The following is a 14,719-nucleotide window of genomic DNA, read 5'->3' on the forward strand; positions in this document are numbered from 1 at the left end:
ATGTCCGGGGCCTCTCCCTTTGCGCGGGCAGGTTGCAGGCTTTGACCTACCTGACCGGCGCTTCCACACCTTCGGGATCGATGGCGTCTTCGCGTTCCAGCAGCTTGCCGGCGCGGGCACCGAGCAGGCGGGAGAGCCGCTGCGCGGTGAACGTCAGGAGCATGTTGATCAGGATGAAGATGAGTGCCGTGACCAGCAGCGCCGGCAGCATGTTGCCGGCACCGGCGCCGAAGCGCTGGGCATTGGCGAGCAGGTCCGTGTAGCCGATGATGTAGCCCAGCGCCGAGTCCTTGAGGATGACGACGAACTGGCCCAGCAGAGCCGGCAGCATGGCCACCAGTGCCTGCGGGATCTCGATGCTGCGCAGCGACTGCGCGGGGGTGAGCCCGATCGCCAGCCCCGCCTCGCGCTGGCCCTTGGGCAGCCCGAAGACACCGGAGCGCACCAGCTCGGCGATCACCGACCCGTTGTAGAGCGTCAGCGCCACCACCACGGCCCAGAACGGAGACTGCGAGGCTTCCATTGGCGTGGACTTGGCGAAGAACTGGTACAGGAAAATCATCATCAGCAGCACCGGCACCGCGCGGAAGAACTCCACGACGACGTTGCAGACCCAGCGCAGCGGGGCCAGCCCGGAGAGCCGGCCGAAGCCGAAGAGCAGGCCAAAGGCGATGGAGGTGACGACGGCGACGCCGGCGGCCCTCAGTGTTGCGAGCAGTCCGGGCAGCAGCGTGAAGCGCCAGGTTTCCCATTCCAGGAACGGCGTCCACTTGGCCGCCTCGAACTGGTCCTTTTCCGCCAGCCCGTTGACGGCCACGGCCAGGATTCCCAGCACGAGAAGCGCACCGAGGATATTGAAAACCAGGATCCGGCGTTTGGCCTTGGGGCCGGGAACGTCGAACAGGACAGCTTGGGTACTCATCGCGCCACCGCCAGTTTCTTCGAGGCCCAGGTGGTGAGCAGGCCGATGGGAATGACGATGATGACGAAGCCGATGGCGAAGGTGAGGAAGATCTGGGTCATGACGTCGGGCCGGAACTCGATCATGGTTTTCATCAGGCCCGAGGCCTCGGCCACGCTCGCGGCGGCCGCCACCGTGGTGTTCTTGACCAGGGCGATCAGCACGTTGCCCAGCGGAGCGACGGCGCCGCGGAAGGCCTGGGGGAGGATGATCAGCCAGGCAGCGGGCAGGAAGGACAGGCCGATGGACCGGGCCGCTTCCGCCTGTCCCAGGGGGACAGTGTTGACGCCGCTGCGGATCGCCTCACAGACAAACGCGGCGTGGTAGATGCTCAGGGACAGGACCGCCAGCAGGAAAAAGTTAAGGTTGAAGTCAGTGCTGAAGTTGACCTGAAGCTGGCCCCACAGCCCCAGCACCGAGAACACCATGATGATGGTCAGCGGGGTGTTGCGGAAAATGTTGACGTAGGCGGTGCCGAACCAGCGCAGGCTGGCGATGGGCGAGATCCGCATGACGGCGAGGATGGTGCCGAGCACCAGCGAAGCGATGCCCGCCCAGAACGCGAGCTGGATGTTCACCCAGAACGCTGCGACGACGTCGTAATCCTCGAAGAGGGCGAAAAAACCACCCATGATGTACCTCTTCTGTGAGAGAAAGAAACCGGTGCATGCGAAGGACATTGATTCCTTCGCATGCACCGAGGTTTACGCCGGCGGTTTCACCGCCGGTTGGCGTGCCTAGGCGCAGGCGGCGGGCTCCGGCGGGTTCAGCTCAGCGTTGTAGGTGTAGTCGGCGCCCTCGGTGTTGGCCTTGATGGCCTCTTCCCAGGAACCGTCTTCGATCATGGAGCGAATGGCCGTGTTGATCGCCTCGCACTCGGTGCTTTCCTTGGAGATGCCCACGCCGTACTGCTCTTCGGTGAACGGGTTGCCGACCACCTTGAACTTGCCGGCGTTCGCATCGGTGGAGGCCAGGCCGGCGAGGATGATGTCATCGGTGGTGACGACGTCGATCTGGCCGCCCTGCATGGCGGTGACGCAGTTGGCGTAGCTGCCCTGCTCCAGCAGCTTCACGTCGGACGCGAGGGTGTCCTTGATCTTCTGGGCGGAGGTGGAACCGGTGACTGAGCACAGCGTCTTGCCGTTGAGGTCCTCGGGGCCGTTGATGTCGCTGTTGTCGGCGTTGACCAGCAGGTCCTGGCCGGCAATGAAGTACGGCCCGGCGAAAGCCACGCGCTCCTTGCGGGTGTCGTTGATGGAGTAGGACGCCAAGATCATGTCCACTTCGCCGTTCTCCAGCACGTTTTCACGCTGCGCGGTCGGGGTTTCCTTCCACTCAATCTGGTCTTCGCCGTAGCCCAGTTCCTCGGCAACATACTTGGCGACGTCAACGTCGAAGCCGGAGGGCTCGCCGCCTTCCATGAAGCCAACGCCGGGCTGGTCAAACTTGATGCCGATGGTGATCTTTTCTCCGGAAGCTGTCTCGTCGCCGCCGGCTTCATTGCCGGAGTCGCCTCCGCAGGCGGACATGGTCAGTGCTGCGGCAGCGGCGAATGCCACTGCGGCGTAACGGGTCTTGCGCATGATTTCTCCTTGTTTGGCGGCTTCCCGGACGGGGTTGGCCTTGCTGCAAGGGGTTGCCCCCAACTGGTGAATCTGGCCTATCGGTGAATCTGGCCTAACGGTGAATCTGGTCAAGCGGCGAATCTGGTCAAATGGTGAATCTGGTCAAGCGGCGAATCTGGTCAAATGGTGAATCTGTGGAAAAGGCGGATCTAGTGGGCCAGGATCTTCCCCAGGAAGTCCTTGGCGCGGTCGCTCTTGGGCCGGGTGAAGAATTCCTCCGGCGTGGCTTCCTCGACGATCTGTCCGTCGGCCATGAACACCACGCGGTCGGCGGCCTTGCGGGCAAAGCCCATTTCGTGGGTCACCACGATCATGGTCATGCCTTCCTTGGCCAGGCCCACCATGGTGTCCAGGACTTCGTTGATCATTTCGGGGTCCAGCGCCGATGTGGGCTCGTCGAACAGCATGACCTTCGGTTTCATGGCCAGCGCCCGGGCAATGGCCACGCGCTGCTGCTGTCCGCCGGAGAGCTGGGCGGGAAGCTTGTTCGCCTGGTTCGCGACGCCCACCCGCTCCAGCAGGTCCATCGAGAGCTTCTTCGCCTCGGCGGACTTCATTCCCTTGACCTTGACCGGACCCAGGGACACGTTGTCGAGGATGGTTTTGTGGGCGAAGAGGTTGAAGGACTGGAAGACCATGCCGACGTCGGCGCGCAGCTTGGCCAGCGCCTTTCCCTCGGCGGGGAGGACCTTTCCGTCGATGGCGATTTCACCGTCGTCGATGGTCTCCAGCCGGTTGATGGCACGGCAGAGCGTCGACTTTCCGGAACCCGACGGGCCAATCACCACCACCACTTCACCGCGGGCCACGTCAAGGTTGATGTTCTGCAGGACATGCAGGTCGCCAAAGTGCTTGTTGACGTTCTTGAGTGAAACAAGAGGGGCGGCGGGATCAGGCGGTCCGGATTCAGGCAGGCCAGATTCAGGCGGTCCGGATTCAGGCATAGCGCCATCGGATGTGTCACGGGTCATAAGTAGAAGATAGTCAATGATTGTGTCCGAAATGTGTCGCAGTGCACACATTCGCCGAAATCGTGACGCAAGAGCAATCAAACCCGGCCGACGGCGGCCCTGCGGCGTGCATGAGCCTGCGCAGCACTTGTGGCTACCCTTGTAACCATGGAATTCAGCGACAACACGTCCCGTGCCCGTACCAGCAGCCCGCGCAAGCGGGGCCCGGTGGAACTGCGCCGGGCGCAGGCCGGCGCACCGCAGTCAGACCGCTACCTGCTTGATACCCAGGATCAGACCCACTTCACCCACACCGACCCGTGGCGGGTGCTGCGCATCCAAAGCGAATTCGTGGAGGGTTTCGGCACCCTCTCGGAGCTGGGGCCGGCGGTCAGCGTGTTCGGCTCCTCCCGCAGCGTGCCCGGATCGGCGTACTACAAGCTCGGCGAGGAGGTCGGCAGGCTGCTCGCGGAAGAGGGGCTCGCGGTGATCACCGGCGGCGGACCGGGCTCCATGGAAGCGGCGAACAAGGGCGCCGTTGAAGCTGACGGACTGTCGGTCGGGCTGGGCATCGAACTTCCCTTTGAGACCGGCCTGAACGACTGGGTGGACCTGGGGATCAACTTCCGGTACTTCTTCGTGCGCAAGACCATGTTCGTCAAGTACGCCCAGGGGTTCATCGTCCTGCCGGGCGGCTTCGGTACCTTGGATGAACTCTTCGAAGCCATGACCCTGGTCCAGACCCAGAAGGTGACGTCCTTCCCGATCGTGCTCATCGGCACCGACTTCTGGAGCCCGCTCCTGGACTGGGTCCGGAGCACGCTGCTTCAGGAGGGAATGATCTCGGCGAAAGACCTGGAACTGATCCACGTGGTGGACGATCCGGCGGAGGCCGTGGCGCTGATGATCGCCGACAGCGCCGGCCACGTCTCGCCGTAGCCGGGCGGAGGGCCGCGCCTCATCTGGCACGATGGTCCTGTGACAATATTCCTGGTCTTCGTGGCCGTTCTTGCCGCCGGGGCCGTCGCCCTCCTGGCAACGCGGCATCCGCCCTCCCGCCTGCCAGCAACGACCCGTGCCGACGGGCTGGCCGAGCCGGACCCCAGGATGCCCCCGGTCCTGCTGCCCGAGCAGGTGCAGCCGTCGGACATTGAGCGGCTGCGGTTTTCGGTGGCGCTGCGGGGTTACCGGATGGACCAGGTTGATGCCGTGCTGGTGCGGCTGGCGTCGGCGCTGGCCGAGCGGGATGCCGCGCTTGCCGCTGTCCGGGGCCGGCCCGGCGGTGCGCGCCCGGAGGAGCCGGGGGCGCTTTCATGAGCACCGTCGCCGGCACCGACGGACTGCTGCGCTGTCCCTGGGCCGTGGCCAGCCCCGACTACCAGCGGTACCACGACGAGGAATGGGGCCGGCCGGTCACCGGTGAGGCTGCCCTGTTTGAACGCCTCAGCCTGGAAGCCTTCCAATCAGGCCTGAGCTGGATCACGATCCTGCGCAAGCGCGAGGCCTTCCGGGCAGCGTTCTCCGGCTTTGACCCCGCTGCCGTGGCCCGTTTCGCCGATGCCGACCGGGAACGGCTGATGGCCGACGCCGGAATTGTCCGCAACCGGGCGAAGATCAACGCCGTCATCGCCAACGCCCGGGCACTGTTGGAGCTGCCCGACGGCGAGAGCCTGGAGCTGTTGCTGCAGAAGCACCGACCGGACCCGGGTCGCCCTGCGCCGCGGACCATCGCCGATGTTCCCGCGATCACCGCGGAATCCACGGCCCTGGCCAAGGCGCTGAAGCAGCGCGGCTTCCGCTTTGTCGGCCCCACCACCGCGTACGCCATGCTGCAGGCCACCGGATACGTCAATGACCACCTGGAGAGCTGCTGGGTGCGCAGTGAGGGGTAGGACCGCCACGGGAGAGGAACGTCCGCCGGCGTCGGGCCCCAACCGCGTCGTGGCCCAGACCGCGGCTGCGGCTGGGGCGGCCTTTACCCGCTGGCCCTGGTACGCGAAGGTCCTGGCGGTTTGGGCCGTGGCCCGCGTGTTCACCTTCGCGGTCTTCATGGCCGTGGCCGCCCAGCAGGGGCTGAATCCCTGGGGCTGGGAGGGCACGCCGTCGTACCTGCAGTTCATCGGAGCCTGGGACAGCGAGTGGTACCGGAATATCTTCGACGGCGGCTACCCGGGGGAGATCCCGCGCGACGCGACCGGACGCGCGCAGGAGAACGAATGGGCGTTCTATGCCCTCTTCCCGGGGCTGGTCCGGGCGCTCGCAGCCCTGACCGGACTGGGCTGGGAAGTGCTCGCGCCGCTGGTCGCCACCGCGGCCGGTTTCGGTGCCGCCCTGATGGTGTACCGGCTGTTCGCGCTTCGGGCGTCCGCCGGCACCGCGCTTTGGGGCGTGGCGTTTGTGGCGGTCTGCCCGGTGTCGCCGGTCCTCCAGGTGCCCTATGCCGAATCACTGAATCTGTTGCTGCTGGCGGCTGCGCTCTACCTGCTGCTAACCCGCCGCTACTTGGCCGCGGTGCCGGTTGTCCTGGTCATGTGCCTGTCCCGCCCGGTGGGCGTGGCCTTTGCCCTGATGCTGGGCATCCTGTTCGTCCGCCGCTGGATGCGACGCGGCAAGGAGCCCTTTCCCTGGTCCGAGGCCTGGCGGATGGTGGTCCTCGGCATCGCCTCCGGCGTCGGGGCGCTGGCCTGGCCGGCGATCGCCTGGGCGGTCACCGGGGAACTGCGCGCGTACACGGATACCGAGACCGCCTGGCGGGGAGATTCCCTGCTGCCGTTCAAACCCTGGCTGGTCGAGGCGGAACGGCTTTTCGGGCCGGTGCTGGGACCGGTGGCGCTGATCGTTCTGGTTCTCTTCACCGTGCTCTGCCTCAATTCCAGCGCCGTACGCCGGCTCGGCGTGGAACTGCAGGTCTGGTGCGCGGCGTACCTGATGTACCTGTTTGTCTTCCTGAACCCGCTGACCAGCACGTTCCGGCTGCTGTTGCCGCTGTTTCCCCTGGGCTTGGCCCTGGCCTGCCTCAGCAGCTCGCGCGCCTACCGCTGGGCCGTGGCCGCAGCGTTTCTGATCCTGCAGATTGTCTGGGTTGCCTGGCTTTGGCGGTGGACCCCGCTGCCCGGCGGAGGGGATTATCCACCCTGACCCTGTGGCGGGGAACACAAGAAATTTCGTTTGCGGCCTGTTTGTGCGGAATAATGAAGGACAATTGCCGCCGGAGCTGGTTATGAGGCCGTGCGACAGAGGATTACATGCGACTGGGGGATCGCCCGCAGCGCACTGTGAAAGGGGAACTGGAACATGGCTGCCATGAAACCGCGTACTGGGGACGGACCAATGGAGGTCACCAAGGAGGGGCGAAGTCTCATCCTGCGGGTGCCGATCGACGGCGGTGGGCGCCTCGTTGTGGAGCTGAACGCCGAGGAAGCGGGCAAACTGAAGGATTGCCTGCTGGGCGCGACGACGAGCTAGGAATCGAACCGATGCAGCGACCTCCCAAAGGATCAAAGGCAACCCCGGCATCCGGGGAAGCCAACAGGCCTGACCAGCAGGACACGGCGATGACCGCCGTGTCCGCTGTGGAGCAGCTGCTCGCACGGACCGGCGCCCCCACCGCCGGCACCGGGCTGCAGCCGGCGCCTGATGAAGGAGTTGACGTCCTGGCAGTGGCCATGGCGGCCGCTCCGACGACGACAGTCCGGGAGGACACGGACGAAGCACTGCATCCCACCCCGCAACCGCGCCGGGGCGCCGTCGAGACTGCGCTCTGGTACGAAGTGGACGTGGCCGCCCGTGCGGCCACCGCGGGAGTCACCGGAAAAGCCGGTGAAACGCTGCTGGTGGAACCGCCCTCCGCCAAAGCAGAGCTGCTCCCCGCAAAACTAATTTTCCTCGGTGTCGGGGACGAATCCGTCCGGAGCATGCGCCGCGCCGGCGCCGCCCTGGCCCGGGCAACCCGGGGAGCTGCCCGGATCCGCGCCGCAGTGGTGGACGGCCTGGCCCCTGCCGCGCAGCAGGCCTTTGTGGAGGGTTTCCTCCTGGGCGGATACCGGGCACCCAAACACGGCAAGACGCCTGCCGGCCCTCCGATGGCCCGCGAAATGCAACTGACGGGGCTGGACCGGGAGGCCCTCCGCATCGCCGAAATTACTGCCCGCGCCGTCTGGCTCGCGCGGGACCTGACGAACCTCCCGCCCGACACCGCTACCCCGGAGTGGATGGCAGCACAAAGCCGTGCCGTGGCGGCCCGCGCCGGACTGGAGATTTCAGTGCTGGACGAGGCCGAGCTCCGGCGGAAGGGATTCGGCGGCCTGCTGGCCGTGGGTTCCGGCTCCGCCCATCCGCCCCGGCTGGTGCAGATTTCCTACCGGCCGGCGTCCGGCGGCGGAGAACATATCGTGTTGGCCGGAAAGGGCATCACCTTCGATTCCGGCGGAATTTCGCTCAAGCCCCGTGATGCCATGATGACCATGAAGATGGACATGGCCGGGGCCGCCGTGGTCCTGGCCGCCGTCGAGGCCGCTGCCGCGCTCAGGATTCCGCACCGGGTAACCGCGGTGCTGGCGCTGGCCGAAAACGCCATCGGCGGATCGGCCTACCGCCCGGGCGACGTGGTGACCACGTACAACGGAACCACCGTGGAAATCGGCAACACAGATGCTGAGGGCCGGATGGTCCTCGCCGATGCCCTCGCGTACGCCGCTGCCGAGCTGGCCCCGGATGCCCTTGTGGACGTGGCAACACTGACCGGAGCCGCGGCCCTGGGGCTGGGCCAGCAGTACGGAGCCCTGTTCTCCAATACGCCGCAGCTGCTCAACGCGCTGGAAAAGGCCGGCGGCGACTCCGGCGACCGGGTCTGGCAGCTGCCGCTGGTGCACGAGTACGACTACGCCCTGGATTCGCACACCGCAGACCTTGCGCATGTCGCGCCGCCTGCCCTCAAATTCGGGGCCGGGGCCATCGTGGCTGCCCTGTTCTTGGAGAAGTTCGTCGACGGTGTGCCGTGGGCGCACGTCGACATTGCCGGGCCCATGCGTGCCGGTTCGGACAGTCATGAAATCGCCAAGGGCGCCACCGGCTTCGGAACGCGGCTGCTGATTTCCTATCTTCGGGACGCGCCGGTGGGCGGGGAACGCCGCTCCTAGGCGGTCTTCACCGCAAGCAGCAGCCCGTCGCCGGTCGGCAGGAGCGAGGAAACGAGGGACTCGTTTTCCCGGATGGCCTTGCCGACCTTGCGCATGGTGTTGGTGGTCGCCTCGCGGATGGCCGGGTCCGAGACCTTGCCGTGGTCCAGGGCGTCGTTGACCACCAGCAGGCCTCCGCGTTTCAGGAGGCGCACGGCCTGCGCCACGTAGACCGGGAACGACGGCTTGTCAGCGTCGATGAACACCATGTCATAGGCTCCGTCGGTCAGGCGGGGGAGGACTTCGGCAGCCCGCCCCGAAATGGTGCGTGTCCGGTTTCCCGCCACCCCCGCTTCCCGGTAGGCCTCCCGTGCCGCCCGCAGGTGGTCCACGTCAGAGTCAATGGTGGTCAGGACCGACTGCGGGCCCAATCCGCGCAGCAGGCAGACACCGGAAACACCGGCACCGGTTCCCACCTCCACCACTGTCTGGGCCTTGGAAGCGGCCGCCAGGACCGTGAGCGCCGCTCCGACGCCGGTGGATACGGGAGTGACCCCCAGCTCGTAGGAACGTTCCCGCGCGCGCAGCAGTACTTCATCCTCGAAGGGCAGCCCCTCCGTGTAGGACCAGTTGGTCTGCTTGTCGGCGCTCATTGGTGTCACTTTCATTGGAGGGAAGCGTGCTCAGTCAAGCTTAGGCCCCCGCAGCTGTCCGCCTGGCTTTCGCAGGGCGATGCGGCGAACAAAGAAGCGACGGAACCGCCCTTGTGTGCTCGCACCGGGCGTGCTAACAGAGAATTCCCAGACTGATGGGTCAACATAATTATGCAGGAAACAGAAGCGGATTATGCAGCAAAGAGAACCCGGGGGTCCGTTCGGCCCCGGCGCGGAAGCAAAGATCAGCGGAAGGAGGGAAGACCATGACGACGACGCCCTCAATGGCAGCCGACGGATCGGCTGACTCCGAGTGGGTTAGGCCCACCTGGGAGGAAGTGGTCACGGCGCATTCAGCGAAAGTCTACCGCCTGGCCTACCGGCTCACTGGAAATCGGCACGACGCCGAGGACCTCACCCAAGAAGTGTTTGTCCGTGTCTTCCGCTCACTGGCGAACTTCCAGCCCGGCACCTTGGACGGCTGGCTCCACCGCATCACCACAAACCTGTTTCTCGACCAGGCCCGCCGCAAGAGCCGGATCCGCTTTGACGGCATGAGCGATGAAGCCGAGAGCCGACTGCCCAGCAATGGCCCCGGTCCGGAGCGCAGCTTCGAATTCAACAACCTGGATGTGGATATTGTCCGCGCCCTGGACGAACTTCCCCCGGACTTCCGCGCCGCCGTGGTGCTGTGCGATCTGGAGGGGCTTTCCTACGACGAGGTAGCCCGCGCGCTAGGCGTCAAACTTGGAACGGTCCGCTCCCGCATTCACCGGGGACGGACCATGCTGAAGGAGAAGCTGGCGCACCGCGACCCGCAGCAGCGGAGGACCGGATCCCGGCTTGCCCTTCCACGCGTGGCGGGCGCCAACTGACCCATGCGCCATCCCAAACGCCTTCTGCAGGAGTATCTGGACAACACGGCCGGCCCCGCCACCACTGCGGCCGTAGAGACGCACCTCTCGCGGTGCGACCAGTGCCGGGCCGAAGCCGCACGGGAACGCCGCCGCCGGAGCCGCATGCGCTCGGCGCAGATCCCGGAACCCGGCCCGGAGCTTCGCGGGCGAATCGAACAAACCCCGCAGATGGGCGCTCCCGGAGCGGAGAACGGTTACGCCGCCGGGGCGGGGCACCACGGAGGCGGGACCCGGCACCTCGGCCTGATGTTTGCCGCCGGCGCAATCGCGGCCGTCGGGTTGGTCCTCTCCACGGCGTACCTGCTGGGCGGATTGTCCCCGGATCCTTCCCTGAATGCGTCGGCGCCCGGCCTGGCCTCCGGGTGGAGTGAGGTCACCGGCGGCGAGGCGAACCAACTGACCCGTGAGCAGATCGACGCACTGCGGACCCGCGGCTGGGCCTGCCCCGAACTGCAGGCCGAGGGAATGTCGCTGGTGGCGGCACATTCGGCCCGCATCGCCGGACAGCCCGCCGTCGTCATGACGCTGGAAGGGCAGGGGAGCACGGTAACCATCCACGAAGCCCGATCCGACAGCGGTGCCCGGGGGCCGGCGATCGACGGAATCAGCGGGCATTCGGTCCTTGACGAGGGCTTCATCCTCCAGGAGCAGGAATCCGGACCGGGCCGTCCCGACGTCTGGTTCCATCCGCAGCGTCCCCACCAAGCAGTGGTGGCCTCGCGGCGGGTAACCTACACCGTTTCCGCGGCTCCGTCCGGCGACGTCCTGGATCAGGCCGTCAGTGAGATCTCCCTCAGCGAGTCCTCCAGGCTGGTCCTGCACACCCCCGATACAGCTCAGGGCGTCTGGGAACGGATCCAGCGCGGGCTTTCCGCGATGACCGGCGCGGGGGCATAGTCTTGAGCGGGATCTTCGTTCGGCTGCCGGTCCGGCCGGCGAGTGGCCTGCAACGGTGCGGGAAAGGTAGTCTTCACAGGTGATCGGAATCAACGGCTATGAGCTGCTAGTGCTGGCCCTCCTCGCCGTGGTGGTGCTTGGCCCGGAACGCCTGCCGGAATACGCCTCCCAGCTGGCCCGGCTTGTCCGTGAACTGCGGCGCATGGCCACCGGAGCGCGGGACCAGCTCCGTGAAGAGGTGGGACCTGAAATTGACGAAGTGGATTGGCGCAAGCTTGATCCGCGGCAGTACGATCCGCGGCGGATCATCAAGGAAGCCCTGATCGACGATTTCGAGGATGCCGTCAAACCCGTCAGCGCGCGCCCCGAGCCGGCGGCACCCCGGGGAAACACCCGGCCGGGAGCCGAACGCACGGCCGCACCCTCCTCGCCTCCCGCCGTCACGCCGCTGATGCGGTTGAAGACCGGAGAACGGGCACCCTTCGATACTGAAGCGACCTAAGACCCGAAGCCGCCGCTCAGCGGTTGCCGGTCAGCGCGGCGTGACGTCCAGCTTCAGGCCGGAGAGTCCCCGCGGCCGACGAGCGAGCGAAGCGGCGATGCGCCGCAGCTCCGCGCCTGCCGACCCCTCCGCGGCGGCGGCTTCAGAGAGCACCACGGGTGCTCCGGCATCACCGCCGGTGCGCAGATCAACGTCCAGCGGGATGCTGCCCAGCAGTGGAATCTCCTTGCCCAGTGCATCGCTGAGCCGCTTGGCCACGATCTCCCCGCCGCCTGAACCGAAGAGTTCCATCCGTTCGCCGGTGGGCAGCTGCAGCCAGGACATGTTTTCGATAACTCCGGCCACGCTCTGCCCGGTTTGGGATGCGACGGACCCGGCGCGTTCGGCGACGTCGGCGGCGGCTGCCTGGGGAGTGGTGATCACGAGGATTTCCGACTGCGGCAGCAGCTGGGCCACGGAAATGGCAATGTCTCCGGTGCCCGGGGGAAGGTCCAGGAACAGCACGTCGAGGTCGCCGAAGTACACGTCCGTCAGGAACTGCTCCAGCGCCCGGTGCAGCATCGGCCCCCGCCACGCGACCGGAGCGTTGCCGGCCACGAACATGCCGATGGAAATTGTCTTGATGCCGTACGCCACGGGCGGCAGGATCATTTCGTCCACCCGCGTGGGCGGCTGGGTAATGCCGAGCAGCCCCGGAATGGAGAACCCGTGGACGTCGGCGTCCACGATCCCCACGCGGAGACCGGAGGCGGCCATGGCGGCGGCGAGGTTCACCGTGACGCTGGACTTGCCCACGCCGCCCTTGCCGCTGGCCACCGCATAGACCCGGGTCAGGGAGCCGGGCCGGTTGAACGGAATGTCTTTGGCCCCGCCGGGTCCGCGCAGCTGTTCCTTCAGGGCCGCCCGCTGCTCGGCACTCATGACGCCCAGATCAACGCGGATCCCGGTGATGCCCTCCACCCCGGCGAGGACGCGTTCGACGTCGGCGGTAATGGTCTCGTGAAGCGGGCACCCGGCGATGGTCAGCAGGATGCCAACGGAGGCGACGCCGTCGTCGTCCACTGAAACTTTGCTGACCATCCCCAGTTCCGTAATGGGACGCCGGAGTTCGGGGTCCAGGACCGAGTCCAGGGCCGCGAGGGCGCGGTCCGCCGTTAGCTGCGCTGCTGCCACGCCTTAGTTTTCCCTTCCGCCGGGATTGAGTTTGGGCATGCTGTCGGTGGAACCGGCCGCATCGGTGCGCCGCCGGTTTCCGCGGCGTGCGTGGCTCTCATCGGGTGCCTCGTTGGCCTCCAGCAGTTCCTCAAGGAGGCTGCGGAGTTCGGAGCGCACGTAATCGCGGGTGGCAACCTCGCGCAGGGTGATCCGCAGCTCAGCGATCTCCCGGGTCAGGTACTCGGTGTCCATCAGGTTGCGTTCAGCGCGTTCGCGGTCCTGGCGGACCGAGACCCGGTCGCGGTCATCCTGGCGGTTCTGCGCCAGCAACAGCAGCGGGGCGGCGTAGGAGGCCTGAAGGGACAGCATGAGGGTCAGCAGCGTAAAGCCCAGCGCGACATTGTCGAACCGCAGCGGTTCCGGCCCCCAGGTGTTCCAGATCAGCCAGAGCGCACAAAAAACCGTCATGTACACCAGGAACGCGGGCGTCCCCATGAACCGGGCAAAGTTCTCAGTGGCGCTGCCGAAGGCGTCCGGATTCGGAGAGAGCCGGGGCAGCCAGCGGGTGCGGGCGGTCCGGGGGGTATCCAGGCCGTTGGTTTGGGACTTCACTCTTTCAGCCATGTGTCCTTCCCTGCTTTGCATCAGTCGGGGCGTCGTCGGAGCGCCAGTCATCGGGGAGCAAGTGGTCCAGGACATCGTCCACCGTCACCGCCCCCACCAGTCGGCCGCCGTCGTTCACGACGGGCAGCGAGTTGAGATTGTAGGTGGCGAGCATCCGGGACACTTCGCTGATGCTCGCGTGGTCCCGGACCGGCTCCAGATCTGTATCAAGGATATTCCCCAGCGCTTCCGGAGGAGCCGCACGCAGCAGCTGCTGGATGTACACGACGCCGAGATACCGCCCGGTGGGCGTCTCCAGCGGCGGCCGGCACACATAGATCGAGGAAGCCAGGGCGGGAGTCAGTTCCTCACGGCGCACATGCGCCAGCGCTTCGGCCACTGTCGCCTCCGGCGGCAGGATCACCGGTACCGGCGTCATCAGCGAGCCGGCGGTGTCCTCCTCATACTGCATCAGGCGCCGCACGTCACGGGCGTCTTCGGGCTCCATGAGCTGCAGCAGCTCTTCCTTCTGCTCCTCGGGCAGCTCATTGAGGAGGTCAGCGGCGTCGTCGGGATCCATCTCCTCGAGGACGTCGGCGGCACGCTCCACGTCCAGTGACTGAAGGATCTGCACCTGGTCATCGTCCGGCAGTTCCTGCAGGACGTCGGCCAGGCGTTCATCCTGCAGCTCGCTGGCCACTTCGATGCGGCGCTTGCCGCTCATCTCATGCAGCGCCTCGGCGAAGTCCGCGGCCTTCATGTCATCATTCTGCGCAACGAACTGGGTGGCGGCCTGCGGCCCGCTGATGTCCCAGTGATAGATGTCCGTCCAATCGATGATGATTGGCTCGCCGCGCCGGCGCAGGGAGCGCAGCCGCGGCTGCGAACCGCCCCGCCGGACGAACAGGTTGGACACGTGCCAGTCGCCGGCGCGGTTCTGCTCAATGGCAATGTCTTCGATGGTTGCCTCGCCGCTGCCATCACGCAGCACGACCTTGCGGTCGAAGAGCTCGGCCACCACCAGCATCTCCGCTCCGCGCTGCTCAAAACGGCGGAGATTCACGAGGCCGGTGCAGATGATCTGCCCCGGGTCCATGGAAGTGATGCGGGTGATGGGAACGAACACCCGCTTTTTTCCGGGAACTTCCACCACAATGCCAACGGCCTGCGGCGGCCGGCCGGGGCCGCGGTCGAGCACGACGGCGTCACGCAGCCGGCCCAGACGGTCACCCAGGGGGTCGAAGACGTCGAGGCCGAGCAGGCGTGCAATGAAGACGCGGGTAGGATTTTTGCTCACATTCCAAGGCTACGGGGTGCCCGGCGCTTCCGCCGTATTTGG

The 14,719-nt window shown here is 66.4% G+C and carries 17 protein-coding genes; 9 read left to right on the forward strand and 8 right to left on the reverse strand.

Annotated elements, in window-relative coordinates:
• Positions 1–46: 46 nt before the first annotated feature.
• From QNN99_RS03365 to QNN99_RS03380, 4 genes are all read right to left on the reverse strand, one after another.
• Positions 47–922 (reverse strand): amino acid ABC transporter permease, encoded by an 876-nt coding sequence (locus tag QNN99_RS03365; protein WP_229964972.1) that lies wholly within the window; start codon positions 920–922, stop codon positions 47–49.
• On the reverse strand, positions 919–1,593 hold the full coding sequence (locus tag QNN99_RS03370; protein WP_229964973.1) for an amino acid ABC transporter permease: 675 nt from the start codon (positions 1,591–1,593) through the stop codon (positions 919–921). Before QNN99_RS03370 ends, QNN99_RS03365 begins: the two co-directional genes overlap by 4 nt.
• 105 nt (positions 1,594–1,698) lie before the next feature.
• Entirely contained in the window at positions 1,699–2,544 is an 846-nt protein-coding gene (locus tag QNN99_RS03375; RefSeq protein WP_229964974.1) for a glutamate ABC transporter substrate-binding protein, read from the reverse strand.
• A 191-nt stretch (positions 2,545–2,735) separates the two neighbouring features.
• Positions 2,736–3,530: an amino acid ABC transporter ATP-binding protein gene (locus QNN99_RS03380; RefSeq protein WP_229964975.1), complete on the reverse strand. Its 795-nt coding sequence runs from the start codon at positions 3,528–3,530 to the stop codon at positions 2,736–2,738.
• Positions 3,531–3,704: 174 nt separating this feature from the next.
• Here QNN99_RS03380 and QNN99_RS03385 point away from each other — a divergent pair, with 174 nt between their 5' ends.
• The 6 genes from QNN99_RS03385 to QNN99_RS03410 all read left to right on the forward strand — a co-directional run bounded on the left by QNN99_RS03385 (position 3,705) and on the right by QNN99_RS03410 (position 8,674).
• Positions 3,705–4,475: an LOG family protein gene (locus QNN99_RS03385; RefSeq protein WP_229964976.1), complete on the forward strand. Its 771-nt coding sequence runs from the start codon at positions 3,705–3,707 to the stop codon at positions 4,473–4,475.
• Between the two features lie 39 nt (positions 4,476–4,514).
• Positions 4,515–4,853: a DivIVA domain-containing protein gene (locus QNN99_RS03390; RefSeq protein WP_229964977.1), complete on the forward strand. Its 339-nt coding sequence runs from the start codon at positions 4,515–4,517 to the stop codon at positions 4,851–4,853.
• Entirely contained in the window at positions 4,850–5,428 is a 579-nt protein-coding gene (locus QNN99_RS03395) for a DNA-3-methyladenine glycosylase I (protein ID WP_229964978.1), read from the forward strand. The genes QNN99_RS03390 and QNN99_RS03395 overlap by 4 nt, the downstream gene beginning before the upstream one ends.
• Entirely contained in the window at positions 5,418–6,674 is a 1,257-nt protein-coding gene (locus QNN99_RS03400; RefSeq protein ID WP_229964979.1) for a putative hexosyltransferase, read from the forward strand. The genes QNN99_RS03395 and QNN99_RS03400 overlap by 11 nt, the downstream gene beginning before the upstream one ends.
• A gap of 156 nt (positions 6,675–6,830) precedes the next feature.
• Positions 6,831–7,001 carry a DUF3117 domain-containing protein gene (locus tag QNN99_RS03405; RefSeq protein ID WP_229964980.1) on the forward strand — a complete coding sequence of 57 codons (171 nt, stop codon included), beginning with the start codon at positions 6,831–6,833 and terminating at the stop codon, positions 6,999–7,001.
• 89 nt (positions 7,002–7,090) lie between these two features.
• Positions 7,091–8,674 (forward strand): leucyl aminopeptidase family protein, encoded by a 1,584-nt coding sequence (locus tag QNN99_RS03410; RefSeq protein ID WP_229964981.1) that lies wholly within the window; start codon positions 7,091–7,093, stop codon positions 8,672–8,674.
• Here QNN99_RS03410 and QNN99_RS03415 read toward each other — a convergent pair.
• Positions 8,671–9,306: an O-methyltransferase gene (locus QNN99_RS03415; protein WP_229964982.1), complete on the reverse strand. Its 636-nt coding sequence runs from the start codon at positions 9,304–9,306 to the stop codon at positions 8,671–8,673. The two genes, QNN99_RS03410 and QNN99_RS03415, sit on opposite strands and share 4 nt — an antisense overlap.
• 155 nt (positions 9,307–9,461) lie before the next feature.
• Here QNN99_RS03415 and sigE point away from each other — a divergent pair, with 155 nt between their 5' ends.
• From sigE to QNN99_RS03430, 3 genes are all read left to right on the forward strand, one after another.
• Positions 9,462–10,181 (forward strand): RNA polymerase sigma factor SigE, encoded by a 720-nt coding sequence (gene sigE / locus QNN99_RS03420; protein WP_442860466.1) that lies wholly within the window; start codon positions 9,462–9,464, stop codon positions 10,179–10,181.
• 3 nt (positions 10,182–10,184) lie between these two features.
• Complete coding sequence (locus QNN99_RS03425) at positions 10,185–11,120, forward strand: zf-HC2 domain-containing protein (RefSeq protein ID WP_229964984.1); 936 nt, start codon at positions 10,185–10,187, stop codon at positions 11,118–11,120.
• Positions 11,121–11,199: 79 nt separating this feature from the next.
• Positions 11,200–11,622, forward strand: coding sequence for a twin-arginine translocase TatA/TatE family subunit (locus QNN99_RS03430; protein ID WP_229964985.1), 423 nt, complete (start codon positions 11,200–11,202; stop codon positions 11,620–11,622).
• 30 nt (positions 11,623–11,652) lie between these two features.
• Here QNN99_RS03430 and QNN99_RS03435 read toward each other — a convergent pair whose 3' ends face one another.
• From QNN99_RS03435 to QNN99_RS03445, 3 genes are read right to left on the reverse strand one after another with little or no spacing between them, the layout of a single operon-like run.
• Positions 11,653–12,795, reverse strand: coding sequence for an Mrp/NBP35 family ATP-binding protein (locus QNN99_RS03435; RefSeq protein WP_229964986.1), 1,143 nt, complete (start codon positions 12,793–12,795; stop codon positions 11,653–11,655).
• A 3-nt stretch (positions 12,796–12,798) separates the two neighbouring features.
• Positions 12,799–13,401 carry a DUF1003 domain-containing protein gene (locus QNN99_RS03440; RefSeq protein ID WP_229964987.1) on the reverse strand — a complete coding sequence of 201 codons (603 nt, stop codon included), beginning with the start codon at positions 13,399–13,401 and terminating at the stop codon, positions 12,799–12,801.
• Positions 13,394–14,677 (reverse strand): magnesium transporter, encoded by a 1,284-nt coding sequence (locus QNN99_RS03445; protein WP_229964988.1) that lies wholly within the window; start codon positions 14,675–14,677, stop codon positions 13,394–13,396. The genes QNN99_RS03440 and QNN99_RS03445 overlap by 8 nt, the downstream gene beginning before the upstream one ends.
• Positions 14,678–14,719 lie beyond the last annotated feature (42 nt).

Origin of the sequence: Arthrobacter sp. zg.Y820 (assembly GCF_030125555.1) — a bacterium.
GTDB lineage: Bacteria > Actinomycetota > Actinomycetes > Actinomycetales > Micrococcaceae > Arthrobacter_B.

Excerpts from the sequence above, each read along its gene's own strand:
- sigE (WP_442860466.1), top strand. The coding sequence starts at position 9,462 with ATGGGTCAACATAATTATGCAGGAAACAGAAGCGGATTATGCAGCAAA.
- QNN99_RS03370 (WP_229964973.1), bottom strand. The coding sequence starts at position 1,593 with ATGGGTGGTTTTTTCGCCCTCTTCGAGGATTACGACGTCGTCGCAGCG.
- QNN99_RS03375 (WP_229964974.1), bottom strand. The coding sequence starts at position 2,544 with ATGCGCAAGACCCGTTACGCCGCAGTGGCATTCGCCGCTGCCGCAGCA.
- QNN99_RS03415 (WP_229964982.1), bottom strand. The coding sequence starts at position 9,306 with ATGAGCGCCGACAAGCAGACCAACTGGTCCTACACGGAGGGGCTGCCC.
- QNN99_RS03395 (WP_229964978.1), top strand. The coding sequence starts at position 4,850 with ATGAGCACCGTCGCCGGCACCGACGGACTGCTGCGCTGTCCCTGGGCC.
- QNN99_RS03410 (WP_229964981.1), top strand. The coding sequence starts at position 7,091 with ATGACCGCCGTGTCCGCTGTGGAGCAGCTGCTCGCACGGACCGGCGCC.
- QNN99_RS03405 (WP_229964980.1), top strand. The coding sequence starts at position 6,831 with ATGGCTGCCATGAAACCGCGTACTGGGGACGGACCAATGGAGGTCACC.
- QNN99_RS03440 (WP_229964987.1), bottom strand. The coding sequence starts at position 13,401 with ATGGCTGAAAGAGTGAAGTCCCAAACCAACGGCCTGGATACCCCCCGG.
- QNN99_RS03365 (WP_229964972.1), bottom strand. The coding sequence starts at position 922 with ATGAGTACCCAAGCTGTCCTGTTCGACGTTCCCGGCCCCAAGGCCAAA.
- QNN99_RS03385 (WP_229964976.1), top strand. The coding sequence starts at position 3,705 with ATGGAATTCAGCGACAACACGTCCCGTGCCCGTACCAGCAGCCCGCGC.
- QNN99_RS03380 (WP_229964975.1), bottom strand. The coding sequence starts at position 3,530 with ATGCCTGAATCCGGACCGCCTGAATCTGGCCTGCCTGAATCCGGACCG.
- QNN99_RS03425 (WP_229964984.1), top strand. The coding sequence starts at position 10,185 with ATGCGCCATCCCAAACGCCTTCTGCAGGAGTATCTGGACAACACGGCC.